The sequence below is a fragment of the Streptomyces sp. NPDC001002 genome (assembly GCF_053599215.1).
On record NZ_JBSFLV010000004.1, the window covers coordinates 53,590 to 66,997 of the forward strand.

Consider the following 13,408-nt stretch of genomic DNA (forward strand, 5'->3'; position numbering starts at 1 on the left):
CAGCGCCACCGGACTCCGGCCGCGCGAACGCCCCCATGCGGGTGACGTCCGGGCCCCATACGCTGCCCGCATGACCTCTGCCGCCGCGCGCGCCGCCCTGGATATCACCGCCGACCTCGCGACCCCGGCACTGGAGGACCTCTACCGGGACCTGCACCGCCACCCGGAACCGGCGTTCAAGGAGCACCGCACGGCGGGCCTGCTCGCCCGGCGCCTCACCGCCGCCGGCTACGAGACCACCGAGGGCATAGGCGGCACCGGCGTCGCCGGCCTCCTGCGCAACGGCGACGGACCGACCGTCCTGCTGCGCGCCGACATGGACGCGCTGCCGGTCGAGGAACAGACCGGCCTGCCCTACGCCTCCACCGCCCCCGGCCTGATGCACGCCTGCGGCCACGACCTGCACGTCACCTGGCTCGCGGGCGCCGCCGCCGCGCTCTCCGCCGGCCGCGACACCTGGTCCGGCACGCTCCTCGTCCTCGGCCAGCCCGCCGAGGAGACGGGGGGCGGCGCCGCCGCGATGATCGAGGACGGGCTCTACGACCGTTTCCCGCGCCCCGACGTACTGCTCGGCCAGCATGTGGCGCCGGGCCCGGCGGGCCTGTACGCGCACGTGCCCGGACTGATCATGTCGGCCTCGACGGACGTCGAGATCGTGGTGCACGGCGAGGGCGGCCACGGCTCCCGCCCGGAGACGACGGTCGACCCGATAGTCACGGCCGCGCACATCGTCACCCGCCTCCAGACGGTCGTCAGCCGGGAGATCGCCCCCCGCGAGTCCGCCGTCCTGACCGTCGGCCGCATCGAGGCGGGCACGGCCCCGAACATCATCCCGGCCACCGCCCGCATCTGGCTCAACCTCCGCACCCAGTCCCCTGCGGTACGGGACCGGATGGTCGCCGCGGTCCGCCGGATCGTGGAGGGCGAGTGCCGTGCGGCGGGCTGCCCGCGCGAGCCCGAGCTGATCCTGGGCGACGAGTTCCCGGTCACCGTCAACGACCCCGACACCGACCACCGCGTGGCCGCCGTCCACCGCGAGGTCTTCGGCGCGGCCACCGTCTTCGACCCCGGCCCGGCGATGGGCAGCGAGGACTTCTCCCGCCTCGCGCTCGGCGAACTCCCGTACTCCTACTGGTTCGTGACCTCCACCCCGGCCGAGACCTGGGACGCGGCGCCCGGCACGGACCTGATGGAGAAGTTCGACGCGGTCCCCAGCAACCACAGCCCGCACTTCGCCCCGGACCTGTCGACGGTGGCGCCCGGGGTACGGACGCTGGTGTCGGGAGCGCTGGCGTATCTGCTCTAGCCCGGGATATCCCTAGTTCTGCGTCTGCAACTGCCGCAACTGGCGCTGCACATGATCCAGCGCGCCCTCGCGCCGCCCCGGCACCCGGGACCTCAAGTCGGCCAGTGCCGCGCCGAGTTCACGCGCGGCGACCGGATCGACGACCTGCCCCCACTGGTGGTGCGCCCGGTCCACGGCCGCCTCCACGTCCGGCGCGTCCGCCGCCTGCCCGGCCGTCAGCCGCGCCCCGGCCACCGCCAGCCAGGTCCGGCAACTCCGCACCGGATCCCCCGCGAACATCGCCAGATCCGCCCGCACTTCGGCCCAGTGCAACGCGGCTTCGGACCCGGACCCGTGAGCACGCACGGCAAGCTGCTCGTGGGTGGCGGCGAGAGCGTCGGCGTCGGGGTGGCGACCGGATTGGACGGCGGCGGAGATTTCGGCGTAGGGGTCGGGACGCCTACCGGGATCGGCGGTTCTGCCGAGATCGGCGGTTCTGCCGAGATCGGCGGTCCTGCCGAGATCGAGGGCTCTGCCGGGATCGAGGGCTCTGCCGGGATCGAGGGCTCTGCCTGGATCGGCGGTCCCGCCGTAACTCCGTTCACTTTCCAGCCCGTCCGGCGTTTGAGGACGAGGCCGTTCAGGCCGATAAGGGGGTCTGGGGGCGAAGCCCCCAGGGACGGCGCCCACCACCCCGGGCTCCATACAAAACAGCAGGTCCGCGAAACCGTCCGGTCCCACCCGAGCCAACGCCTGCTGATGCAACTGCTCCACCGCCGGCCGAAACCCACTGCGCAGAATCGTCGCCACGGCCTTCATATACGTAGGAACAGCCACGGTCCGCCGACCCGGCGGCGGCGCGACACGGCCGTACACCGCACTGTTGCGACCGCAGTCGAGCGGACTCGACCGCAACCACTCCCACGCCTCCACGTCCGCATGCAGATCGAAGAGGATCGTCGTCGTGCCAGGCGGCCGCAGCCGCAGTTCCTCCCGGATCCACTGCCAGGGCAGCCCCGTGTAGCGGACCGTGGCCGGCGTCGTGCGGGCCAGCGCGAGGTGCGGCAGCCGCTGCCGGCGGTCGAGTTGGAGCTGCCCGGTGACGAAGAGCGTCAAGGGACCCGGCGCGGTCGCGGCGGCACGCAACCGCGTCAGAACGGCCTGCGGCTCCAGCGGATCGGCGAGTTCGACGACGTTGGCCGTGTCCGTGCCGGACAGCACGGCGGGCGGGACGGCGGCGAGGACCGGGAGCACCGAGGCCGCGTCCACCAGACACCCCTTGCCGACCGGTGAAGCGGCCAGCAGCAGCACGGTTCCGGGCATCGTTCCCTCCCCATCCCCCGACGATCACGTACGCCAGCACCGTAACCGCTGCGGCTGCAAAGGTGGGTCTCAGGACTGCAAACGTCCACTTCCGACCACCCGCATCCCCCGTCGCTCCCGTACCCCCTACCCCCGTTCCCCGTCCCGCCGCACCGCGAACACCGTGGTGTCGTCGACCAGCCGCCCGCCGCAGTGGCGCAGGGTGCGATCCCGTACGAAGGCGACCAGGCGCCGGGGTTCGGCGGTGCGCGGATCGGCGGCGACGGCACGGGCCAGGTCGGCGGCGAGCGGGTAGAACTCCCCGTCCGCGTCCCGGGCTTCGGTGACCCCGTCGGTGGTGAGCAGCAGCGTCTCGCCGGGCGCGAGCGGCACCCGGCGCACGGACGGCGGCCCGTCCACGGCGAGTTCACCGAGGCCGAGCGGAAGGCCGTCGCCGGGCGGCACGGGACGTACGCCGTCGGGACCGACGATCAGCGGGGGTTCGTGGCCGAAAAGGAGCACGTCCACGGCGCACGGGTCGTCCTCGGGAAAGCCGACGAGGGCGGCGGTGGCGAACCGGTCGCTGTCCAGCAGGCTGCCAGGAGCCCCCCGGTCCGGGCCGAGCGCCGCGTTACGGCGCCGGTGCCGCAGCATCCGTGTCTCCAGCCGCTCGGCGACCGTGCCGAGATCCGCCTCGTGGTACCCGGCCTCCCGGAACGTGCCCAGCAGCGCGGACGCCGCCTCCACCGCGCCCAGCCCCTTGCCCTGCACGTCGCCGACGAGGACGCGGGTGCCGTGCGAGCCGGGCTGGATGTCGTAGAAGTCGCCGCCGACGCGTGCCTCGACGTCGGAGGCGAGGTAGACGGCGGCGTGTTCGAGGCCGCCCCAGTGCGGCGGCAGGGGGCGCAGCACGGTACGGCGGGTGGTGTCGGCGACGTCCCGGATGTGCAGCATGCGGCGCTCACCGCGGACGCGGACCGCGCAGGCGAGGGTGGCGAGGATGCCGCCGATGAGGACGAGCACGAAGTCGGGCCAGCCGGCCTGGTACTCGCCGGGCCACGCGCTGTCGACCACGACGTAGGTGAGGACCGCGAGCACGGACATGACGGCGGTGCCCCACACCCCGCAGATCGCGGCGGCGATCCCGGGCACGAGCACGATCCAGGAGATGATCCGGAACTCACCGGTGGTGTTCCAGTCCACGACGGCGATCGCGAGCAGCAGCACCAGCGGCGGCACCCAGGCCACACTGCGCCCCCGCACCCGCAGCATCTGATGCCGGGCGGCCGGGTCGCCGCGCCCGGCCCCGGCCCGTCGCATGCGGCCCAGCGAAACACGGGCCCACACCGCCCGCATCCGGGCACGACGACTTGCCAGCTGCCTTCTCCAGGTGTGCTCTGGAAGTCGGGGGCGAGGAGAGAGAGGAGCACTCTCATGGCTCAAGCGGCACCCACGCCCGGCGGGATGCGCGGCAGGACGAGCGGCCGGCTGACCCGGACGACCCGGCCCATCCACACACCCGACATCTTCGACGACCGCGTGCACCGGGCGGCGCGCTACGGGATCCCGGTGATCCTCGGACTCGTCTACGGCTACTGGGCCGCGGCGAACCGGCGCGGCGGCGGCGAGATCACCGGCTGGAACATCCTGTTCGGCTTCGTCACCGCGGCCGCGTTCATCGTGCTGTGCCTGGCGGTCGCGACCTTCGCCCCGCTGCTCAAGCGCGAACTGCACTCGCTGGTGAAGTCCGGCTTCGCGGGCGCCGCGGTCGGCTTCCTCTACAGCCAGACCGGCGAGTCGATCTACCGCTCGGTGGCGCTGGGCATCGTCGTCACGGCGGCCGTCTTCGGTGTCTTCTTCTACCGCTACTACACGCGCGAGGACGGCGAGGGAAACCGCCTGCGCTGACGTACGACACGGCACACGCGTGGGCCCCGGCGGACTTGCCCGCCGGGGCCCACGCGTTCCCTGACTTCCTCGGTCTCTCCCTCGGTTTCCCTCACCTCACCGAGGCAGCGTCACCAAGGCAGCCAGTCCCAGGCCGACGAGGAGGATCCGGAGGCGCTGAAGCTCCACGAACCCGAGGCGCTCCAGGAACCGGAGCTCGACGTGGCCCAGGAGCCGTCGTTCCAGTTCGGGTCGTTCCAGTTCGCGTTGGACCAGTTGCCGTCCCGCCACTGCGGACACGGGTCCGCGCAGGTCGGCACCCATTGCCCGTTGGTGTCCACGAAGGCGGCGCTCGCCCAGCCCTGGGCGCCGACGAGCCAGTACCAGTACGGGTTTCCGTTGACGCTCTGGCCCTGGACCATGCACTCGACACGGTCCTGACTGCCCGGCGAGAGCTGGTCGACGACGGAGGAGTTGACGGTGGGACCCGACCGCACGTTCAGTGCGGAGCGGGAGACGATGGTGCCCCAGATCGGACCGCCGGATCCGCCGCCGTCGCCATGACCGTCGGCGTACGTCGGCGGGGCAGCGGCTGTGGCCGTGGTGCCCGCCGCCGCGGCGACGAGGGTGCCACCGGTGAGCAGTACCGCGGCCAGGGTCCGCAGGGCCGGAGTGGTGCGCATGATCGGCCTCCTTCTCCCCAGCACCAGGAAACACCCGTTCGGGTGAACCCTCCACCGGAGGGCAAAACGTCCAGCTCCGCCACGGTTTCCGACGCACAGCGCCCGTTCGGCTCGCAGCGTGCACCCATTTGCAGTCACCGCGCTCGCGCCCCCGCCCCCGACCGCTTTGCCTGAGAGGGTGCCCTCCCGTCTCAGGAGCGCCCTGGCGGCCGCTCTGCTCACCCTCGCGTGTCTCCTCGCGCCGTTCGGCGCGCTGGCGGCCTGGGCGGCGTACGGGCTCGCCGACACCGGCCGGTACGTCACCACGATGGCGCCGCTGGCCAGGGACCCGGCGGTGCGGGACGCCGTCGCCGACTCGGTCGGGTCCGGAATCATGCGCGAGGTCGACGACCGGACCGACGCGGGCCCGATGCCCGCCGCCGCGCGCCCCTTCGTACGGGACGCGGTCCGCTCGTTCACCGCGACCGCGGCCTTCCGCACGGCCTGGGACACCGGCAACCGGGCCGTCCACGACGCCGTGCTGACCGCGCTGCGGGACAAGGCCGACCGCGGTGACGTGACCGTCGACCTGGCCCCGATCACCGCCCGACTCAAACACCAACTGGCCACCGACCACGTGCCGTTGGCCGCTGACATCCCCGTCGAACACACCCGAGTCGCCGTTCTCCCGGCCCAGGAAGCGGACCGGTTCCGAAAGGGTTTCCACGTGCTGGAAGTCGCCGGTTTCTGGCTGCCGTTGGCGGCCGTCGTCTTCGCCGTGGCCGGCATCGCGCTCGCCGCCTGCCGCCGCCGCGCCCTCACCGCGACCGCCCTCGGCACGGCCCTCGGCGGCGCCGCCCTGGGCCTCGCCGTCGCCCTGGGCCGCCACCTCACCCTCACCGACCTCCCCGACGAGACCCACCGCCCCGCCGCGGCGGCGATCTACGACGCCCTCACCACGACCCTCCGCCAAACCGCCTGGCTGCTCCTGGCGTTGGGCCTCACGGTCGCGGTGACCACATGGCTCGCGGCCCGCTGGGGACACCTCGTCCTGCACCTCGTACGACGTCGCCGAGCATCCGCAACGCCCGCTCCAGATCCGGGAACCCAGCCGACCCGAGTCCAAGCCTGACCGCGTCCGGCGTCCGGCGCGGATCGACGGCGAAGGCGGAACCCGGGGTGACGGCGATGCCGTGGGCCGCCGCGGCCGCGGTGAAGGTGTCCGCGCGCCAGGGGGCGGGCAGCTCCCACCACGCGAAGTAGGCCCGCGGATCCGACCGCACCCGGAACCCGTCGAGCACCTCGGCCAGCAACCGTTGCCGACGCACCGCGTCCGCCCGCTTCGCCGCGACCAGCCGCGCCACCGTCCCGTCCCCGATCCACCGCACCCCCGCCTCCAGCGCGAACCGCCCCGCACTCCATCCCCCGGACCGCACGGCCGCCGCCACCGTCTCCACCCGCTGCGGCGGCACGACGAGAAAGCCGACGGTGAGCCCCGGCGCGACCCGCTTGGACAACCCGTCGACGACATGGGTGAGTTCGGGGGCGTGGGCGGCGAAGGGGGCGGCGGCGGAAGATGCGGCGGCGGCGGTCGCCGCGTCCAGGAAGGACCAGATGCGGTCCTCGATCACAGGGATGGCCAAGTCCCTTACGACTTCCGCCAGTTCGTGCCGCCTCCCGGCGCCCATCGTCCGTGCCGTCGGATTGTGCAGCGTCGGCTGGAGATAGAGCGCGGAGAGGGGAGCCGTGCGATGGGCGGCGGCCACCGCGTCCGGCAGCGGCCCGTCCTCGTCGCCCGGCAACGGCACCAGCGTGCAGCCCAGCCGCCCCGCGATCTCCTTGACCAGCGGATACGTCAACTCCTCCACGCCGACCCGGCCGCCCGGGCGGACCAGTGCGGCAAGGGCGGCGGCGATGGCCTGACGGGCGTTTCCGGTGAAGAGGAGACCGGCGGGGTCGGGGCGCCAACCGGGGACGGCGAGCAGTTCGGACACGGCCTCGCGGGCGGACGGGGTGCCGGTGACCGGGGCCGGGCGGAGGGCCTCGGTCAGGACGTCGGGGCGCAGGAGCGGGGCGAGGCCGGGCGCGAGCAGCTCCGACTGGCCGGGCACGGAAGGGTAGTTGAGCTCCAGGTTGACCGGCGCGGACGGATGACCGGGCATCGGGCCGTCCGGTTCTTCGGCGGCCGACTCGGTGAGCGCGCGCCCGGCCGGCTGCGGGGCGGCGGCCCGTACGAAGGTGCCGCGGCCGACCTCGCCCACCACCAGCCCGCGCCGCACGAGTTCGCCGTACGCCCGCTCGGCCGTCGAGGCGGCGATCCCGTGCCGACGCGCGAACGCCCGCTGCGGGGGCAGCCGTTCGCCCGGGCGGAGCCGTCCGGCGGCGATGTCGGCGCCTATGCGGTCGGCGATCCGGCGGTAGTCGTGCGGTCGTCCCATTCGAAGCCCCACCCATGCCCATCGTTCATGCTCACCATTGCACCGAGGGCAAAGATTTTATTGCACCGAGGAGTTGCCCCTGCCTACCGTCGATCACATGCCGCCGATCCCGCTCGTCCTCATCCACGGCCACCCCTTCGACCACACGATGTGGCACCCGCAACTCACCGCCTTCTCCACCACCCGCCGCGTCCTCGCCCCCGACCTGCGCGGCTACGGCGCCTCCCCGCCGTCCCCCGGGATCACGGCCTTCGAGCAGTTCGCGCAGGACGTCGAGGCGCTGCTGGACGAGTCCGACGTGGAGACGTGCGTGCTGGGCGGTCTCTCCATGGGCGGCCAGATCGTCATGGACTGCTACCGGCGGTTCCCGGACCGCGTCCGGGGCCTGGTCCTCGCCGACACCTTCCCGGCCGCCGAGACCCCCGAGGGCGTCGAGGTGCGGCACGCCATGGCGGACCGGCTGCTGCGGGAGGGCATGCGCGGGTACGCCGACGAGGTGCTGGAGAAGATGGTGGCGCCGTACGCCGACGCCGAGGTCAAGGCGCACGTGCACCGCATGATGACGGGCACCGCGCCCGAGGCCGCCGCGGCCGCCCTGCGCGCCCGGGCCGCCCGCCCCGACTACCGCGACCTGCTCACCCGGGTCACCGTGCCGGCCCTGGTGGTCGTGGGTGCCGACGACGAGTACACCCCGGTCTCCGACGCGGAGGCGATGCACGCGGCGCTGCCCGATTCGACGTTGCGGGTGATCGAGGGGGCGGCGCATCTGCCGAACCTGGAGCGACCGGCGGAGTTCAACGAGACGCTGGGGAAGTTTCTGGCGCGCGTGGGATGATTCGGACAACCCATCCGTGAACGGAAGGCCGGGACTTGGACACTGCGGCTGCGGAGTGGACGGTCTCCGGTGACACACCCGAGCGGCACGGCGGTCGGCTCCTCGCGGCCTGGTGCGCGGGGCTCCTGTTCGCCGCCCTGAGTCTGATCGTCGGTTGTCGTCTCCTCGACAGCGACGGCTTCACCCCCGTCCCCCAGATCCTCGCCTTCCTGCCCTGGCTGCTCGCGCCCACCGCATTCGCCCTGCTGCTGACTCTGCTGGCGCGCTGGCGGATCGGGATGGTCTGGGGAATCGTCCTGCTCGGGCTACTGGCCTGGTTCATCGAGCCGTACGGCAGCGGCGACGAGCCCGACGGGCCCGCCGTCGCCGAGCTCAAGGTGCTCACCTCGAACGTGGAGTTCGGGCGGGGCGCCCCCTCGCTGGTCACCGTGGTGCGGCGCGAGCAGCCGGACATCGTGTTCGTGGAGGAGTGCGAGTACACCTGCCAGGACACGCTGGAGGGGACCTTCGGCGACACATACCCCTACCGCGCGGCCGTCCGGGCGGGCGGCTCAACCGGGTCGATCATCCTCAGCCGGTTCCCCCTGCGCGCGACCGACACCGTCCCCGCCACGATGGGCATGCCGGGAGCCGTCGCGGAGGTGCGCGGCGCGTCCGTACGGCTGCAGCTCGCGCATCCGATGCCTCCGCTGCCAGGTCAACTCGATGTCTGGCGGCGGGAGTTGGGCCGGTTGCGGGACGTGGCCGCCGCCGACCGGGACGCGCCCACCATCCTGGCCGGGGACTTCAACGCCTCCCAGGACCACGCGGCCTTCCGCGGGATCCTCGGCACCGGGCTGCGCGACGCGGCCCGGCTCGCCGGTCACGACCGCACACCGAGCTGGCCGTCCCGCACGGCCGGGGTGATCGGCGCGCAGATCGACCACGTCCTGGTGTCGCGGGACTTCTCCGCGAGCAAGGCCCGTTTCCTCACGCTGGCCGACACCGACCACCGGGCCCTGGTCGTCGACATCACGCTCCACCAGCGCGATTGAGTCAGGGCGGGGTGCCCATAATGGGCGCATGCCCCGCGAGTTCCCCATCGGCCTCACCCCTCCCGACTGGCTGGTGCGGAACCTCCGAGCCCAGCAGACCCCCGTCAACCGCCCCGCCGTGGCCCGCGCCGCGATCGCGATGGCCCTGCCCCTGCTGATCGGCCTCGCCGCGGACCGCCCCGCGTACGGCGCGCTTGCCTCCATGGGCGCCCTGTCCGGCGTGATCAGCGACACCGCCGACGCGTACCGGATGCGGCTGCTGAAGATCGCGATCCCGCAGCTCTTCGGCGCGATCGGCGTGACCCTGGGCGCGCTGGTCGAGGGCCGCGGCTGGCTCGCGGTCGTCGCCGTCACCGCGGTCGCGCTGGCCTCCGGGATGATCTCGACGATCGGCGCGGTGGCCTCCGTATCCGGACTGCTCCTGCTTCTCAACTGCGTGATCGGCGCGGGTCTGCCGCTGCCCGGCGCGTGGTGGCTTGCGCCGCTGCTGATGTCCGGCGGCGGGCTGCTGGTGCTGCTCCTCGCGCTGCTGGCGTGGCCGCTCAGGTCGGGGGTGCCGGAGCGGGCGGCGGTCGGCGGGACCTACCGGCAGGTGGCCGACCTGATGGCGGCCTGCGGGCGGGAGGAGTACGACGAGGCCCGGCACGCCGTCACCCAGTCCCTCAACCAGTCCTACGACCTCATCCTCGCCCGGCGCGCCCGCCACCACGGCCGCAGCACCGAACTGACCCGCCTGCTGGCCCAGTTGAACGCCATCACCCCGGTCGTGGAGGCCGCCCCCGCCGCCCACCTCGCCGGTGTCCCCATGCCGGCCGAGATCCCGGAAGCGGTGCGCCACCTCGCGCACGCGGTGGAGACGGGCTACACCGGACCGATAGGGCTCCAACTCCCCGTGCCCGCCTCGGAGACCGCCCGCGCCGTCGACCACGCCCTGCGCCACGCGGCCGAGGTCGTCGCCCGGCCCGACGTCGACCCGCGCGGCATCGACGACCGCCTCGGCCGCCCCGCCGCCCTCGGCATCCGCACCGCCCGCGCCCTGCGCAACGTCACGCTCTCCGCCGCCTCCTGGCGCTACGGACTGCGGCTGGCCCTGTGCATCGGCATCGCTCAGGCCCTGGTCTCGATCGTGCCGGTGCCGCGTTCGTACTGGGTCGCGCTCACCATCACCTTCGTGATGAAGCCGGACTTCGGCTCCGTCTTCTCCCGCGCCCTGCTGCGCGCCCTCGGCACGGTGGCGGGCCTGCTCGTCGCGGCGGCGGTGCTCTCGCAGGTACCGCGGGGTTGGTGGGACGTGGCGGTCCTGCTCTGCCTGGCCCCCTTGATCCCGCTCCTCACCCCACGCGGCTACGGCTACCAGACCGCCGCCATCACCCCGGTGATCCTGCTCCTGTCCGACGTCCTCAACCACCAGGGCACCGCCCTGCTCCTGCCCCGCCTGCTCGACTCCCTCATGGGCTGCGGCATCGCGCTGGTCGCCGGGTATCTGCTGTGGCCGGAGAGCTGGCACACCCGCGTCGGCGACCGCCTCGCGGACGCGGTCACCGACACCGCGCGTTACGTCGAGTCCGCGTTCGGCGACGCCACCGAACCGGCCGCGCGGGCCCGGATGCGGCGCCGCCTCTACCGCGATCTCTCCGTCATCCGCACCGAGTTCCAGCGCGCCCTGACCGAACCCCCGCCGACCGGCCGCCGGGCCGCCGCGTGGTGGCCGCTGGTCGTCGCCGTGGAACGGATCGTGGACGCGACGACGGCGGCCCGGGTGCGGGTGCGCCACGGAGCGGCTCCGCCGTCAGCCGGGGAGATCCATCAAGTCGCACTTCAACTGCGGGAGTTGGCGGACGGGGTACGGGAGTCCGAGGTGCTGGTGGAGGTCCGTACCGATCTCACCGGGCCGGCCGGGAGCGTGCTGGAACCGCTGCGGCAAGAGGTGGCGGCGGCCCGGGCGATCGCCTCACCGCACTGACGTCCGCCTCCCGACACAGGTGGGTGCGGGCCGCCTTGTGCAGAAGGCGACCCGCACCGGGTGGGGGGTGGTGGGTGCTGGGGGGACAGTCCGGCTGCTGGTTCCTAACGCCCGGACTTCTGCAGGGACTTGTCGCTCATGGCCTGGTCGAGGGCGGCGGCGAGGCCGTTGGCCCACAGCTGGTTCACCCGGGCCCGCTCGGCCGCGTTGGGGTTCGAGTTGGTGCAGGACGTGCCGGGGCCGCCGCCGGACATCAGCTCGCTGCACGGGCCCGTGTAGTGGTCCGGCAGCCCGAGCACGTGCCCGGTCTCGTGCGCGGTGACGCGCGTCGAGTCGTACTGCTGGTTCTGCCGGTAGTCGAGGAAGACGTACCCGCTTCCGTGGCCGTCGGTGGAGGCGTACGAGCCGCGCGAGTCGTTGCCCTCCCGGTAGCTGAAGTCGGCGCTGGACGCGGAGCCGGACTGGAGTCTGACGTTCGTCACCGCGCCGTTCCAGATCGAGGTGGAGCGGGCTATCTGGGTGGCGAACGTGGGCGCGCGGGAGGCGTCGTAGATGACGGTGACGGCCGCCGCGCTGGTCGGGTTGGCGGCGCGCTTCTCGGCGACCGACTTCAGGACCGCCTGGAAGAAGGCCTGGTTGGCGTCGGATTCGGCGGGGGAGCCGGTGTAGGCCGAGTAGCCGGAGGTGCCGACCTGCGGGGCGGGCGCCGAGGCCGTGGCGGCGGCGGCCGGAACCGCCGTACCGAGACCGAGGACCGCGAGCCCGATACCGGTCGCGAGCGCCGAACGGGCATGCAGGGACAGGGACTTGTTCATCGAGGACTCCTAGGTGGGGGTGAGTCTCGTCACCGAGGAGTTTCTGTGCCTGTGGCCCGGCTGTGATGATGGCAGTCGGCGATAGCACCGCCCTATCGGGGACCCAATTCGTGTGTGCCGGGCGGGTTTTGTGCGTCTGGTGAAACGTCTGCTTCCGCTTTACGCTCCGTTTGCATGGACCTAGAGGTGAGGCACCTCCGTGCACTGTGCGCCATAGCCGACACCGGCAGCCTGCACCGGGCTGCCCGCCAACTCGGTGTCGCCCAGCCGTCGTTGAGTACCCAGCTGCGCCGGATCGAACAGGAGCTGGGCGGCCCGCTCTTCGTCCGGGCCCGCACCGGCTGCCGGCCCACCCCGCTGGGCCGCCTGGTGCTCAGCCGCGCCCGCCCGCTGGTGGCCGAAATGCGCTCCCTGGTCAGCGAGGCCCGGGCCGCCGCGACGGGCGGCCAGGAACTGCGCGTCGGCTCCACCGCGAGCCGCGCCCTGGCGGGCTGGCTGCGCCGGCTGCGCGCCCACGGCCAGGATCCCACCCTGCACATGAACGTCTCCCCGAACGCCCTGCTGCGCATGGTCGCCGACGGCCAGCTGGACGTCGCCTTCGTGCACGAGGTCGAGGGCTCCCCGCTGCGCATCCCCGAGGGGCTGCCGTTGCGCGTCCTGATCGAGCGCGAACCGCAGTTCGTCTCCCTGCCCGCCGGCCACCCGGCCACCGCGCACGCCTCGGTGCACGTCTCCGAACTGGCCGAGGACCGCTGGATGATCGACCCCACGGTGGATGGCGAGTGGGACGCCGTGCAGCACATGTTCCGCACGGCGGGCATCAACCCCCATGTCCTGCACGGCGATTACCACACGGCCGCCGCCCTGGTGGACACCGGCGAGGTCGTCACCGTCTGCCAGCCGTCCTGCCTCCCCCGCCCCGACATGGCCGTACGCCGCCTGCACGGCGACCCGTTGGGCGTACGGCTCCTGCTGGCGGCCCGCACGGAGACGGACCTGGACGGCGCCCTGCCCGCGCTGCGCGAGGCGTACTGGGAGGCAGCACGGGAGGCACCGGCGTACCGGGAGTGGCTGGAACGCGAGGGTGCGAGACCCACGCCCGAAGGCGAAGTCATGAGACCTACGCCCGAAGGCGGGGACCCCAGACCCGAGCCCGCTCCAGCCCTCCCTTAGGGGCTGTCGTCCGG

General features: G+C 73.1%; 11 protein-coding genes. 6 read left to right on the forward strand and 5 right to left on the reverse strand.

The window, feature by feature from the left end:
* Positions 1 to 70: 70 nt before the first annotated feature.
* Positions 71 to 1,306 (forward strand): amidohydrolase, encoded by a 1,236-nt coding sequence (locus ACWDR3_RS03465; protein WP_450350452.1) that lies wholly within the window; start codon positions 71 to 73, stop codon positions 1,304 to 1,306.
* Between the two features lie 12 nt (positions 1,307 to 1,318).
* Here ACWDR3_RS03465 and ACWDR3_RS03470 read toward each other — a convergent pair whose 3' ends face one another.
* Positions 1,319 to 2,608 carry a hypothetical protein gene (locus ACWDR3_RS03470; protein WP_450350454.1) on the reverse strand — a complete coding sequence of 430 codons (1,290 nt, stop codon included), beginning with the start codon at positions 2,606 to 2,608 and terminating at the stop codon, positions 1,319 to 1,321.
* Between the two features lie 126 nt (positions 2,609 to 2,734).
* Entirely contained in the window at positions 2,735 to 3,907 is a 1,173-nt protein-coding gene (locus ACWDR3_RS03475) for a PP2C family protein-serine/threonine phosphatase (RefSeq protein ID WP_450350455.1), read from the reverse strand.
* Positions 3,908 to 4,021: 114 nt separating this feature from the next.
* Between ACWDR3_RS03475 and ACWDR3_RS03480 the strand changes: the two genes are divergently transcribed.
* A complete protein-coding gene (locus ACWDR3_RS03480; RefSeq protein WP_450350457.1) occupies positions 4,022 to 4,495 on the forward strand; it encodes a hypothetical protein in 474 nt (157 codons plus the stop codon).
* A gap of 110 nt (positions 4,496 to 4,605) precedes the next feature.
* Here ACWDR3_RS03480 and ACWDR3_RS03485 read toward each other — a convergent pair whose 3' ends face one another.
* Positions 4,606 to 5,157 (reverse strand): SH3 domain-containing protein, encoded by a 552-nt coding sequence (locus ACWDR3_RS03485; RefSeq protein WP_450350458.1) that lies wholly within the window; start codon positions 5,155 to 5,157, stop codon positions 4,606 to 4,608.
* Positions 5,158 to 6,137: 980 nt separating this feature from the next.
* Complete coding sequence (locus ACWDR3_RS03490) at positions 6,138 to 7,574, reverse strand: aminotransferase-like domain-containing protein (RefSeq protein ID WP_450350459.1); 1,437 nt, start codon at positions 7,572 to 7,574, stop codon at positions 6,138 to 6,140.
* 97 nt (positions 7,575 to 7,671) lie between these two features.
* Here ACWDR3_RS03490 and ACWDR3_RS03495 point away from each other — a divergent pair, with 97 nt between their 5' ends.
* The 3 genes from ACWDR3_RS03495 to ACWDR3_RS03505 are packed head-to-tail and all read left to right on the forward strand — an operon-like array spanning position 7,672 to position 11,406.
* Entirely contained in the window at positions 7,672 to 8,409 is a 738-nt protein-coding gene (locus ACWDR3_RS03495) for an alpha/beta fold hydrolase (RefSeq protein WP_450350461.1), read from the forward strand.
* 35 nt (positions 8,410 to 8,444) lie between these two features.
* A complete protein-coding gene (locus tag ACWDR3_RS03500; protein ID WP_450350463.1) occupies positions 8,445 to 9,443 on the forward strand; it encodes an endonuclease/exonuclease/phosphatase family protein in 999 nt (332 codons plus the stop codon).
* A 28-nt stretch (positions 9,444 to 9,471) separates the two neighbouring features.
* Positions 9,472 to 11,406 carry an FUSC family protein gene (locus ACWDR3_RS03505; RefSeq protein WP_450350465.1) on the forward strand — a complete coding sequence of 645 codons (1,935 nt, stop codon included), beginning with the start codon at positions 9,472 to 9,474 and terminating at the stop codon, positions 11,404 to 11,406.
* A 104-nt stretch (positions 11,407 to 11,510) separates the two neighbouring features.
* Here ACWDR3_RS03505 and snpA read toward each other — a convergent pair whose 3' ends face one another.
* Positions 11,511 to 12,221 carry a snapalysin gene (snpA, locus tag ACWDR3_RS03510; RefSeq protein ID WP_450350466.1) on the reverse strand — a complete coding sequence of 237 codons (711 nt, stop codon included), beginning with the start codon at positions 12,219 to 12,221 and terminating at the stop codon, positions 11,511 to 11,513.
* 174 nt (positions 12,222 to 12,395) lie between these two features.
* Here snpA and ACWDR3_RS03515 point away from each other — a divergent pair, with 174 nt between their 5' ends.
* Positions 12,396 to 13,394, forward strand: a complete 999-nt coding sequence (locus ACWDR3_RS03515; RefSeq protein WP_450350468.1) for a LysR family transcriptional regulator — start codon at positions 12,396 to 12,398, stop codon at positions 13,392 to 13,394.
* The last annotated feature ends 14 nt before the right edge of the window (positions 13,395 to 13,408 follow it).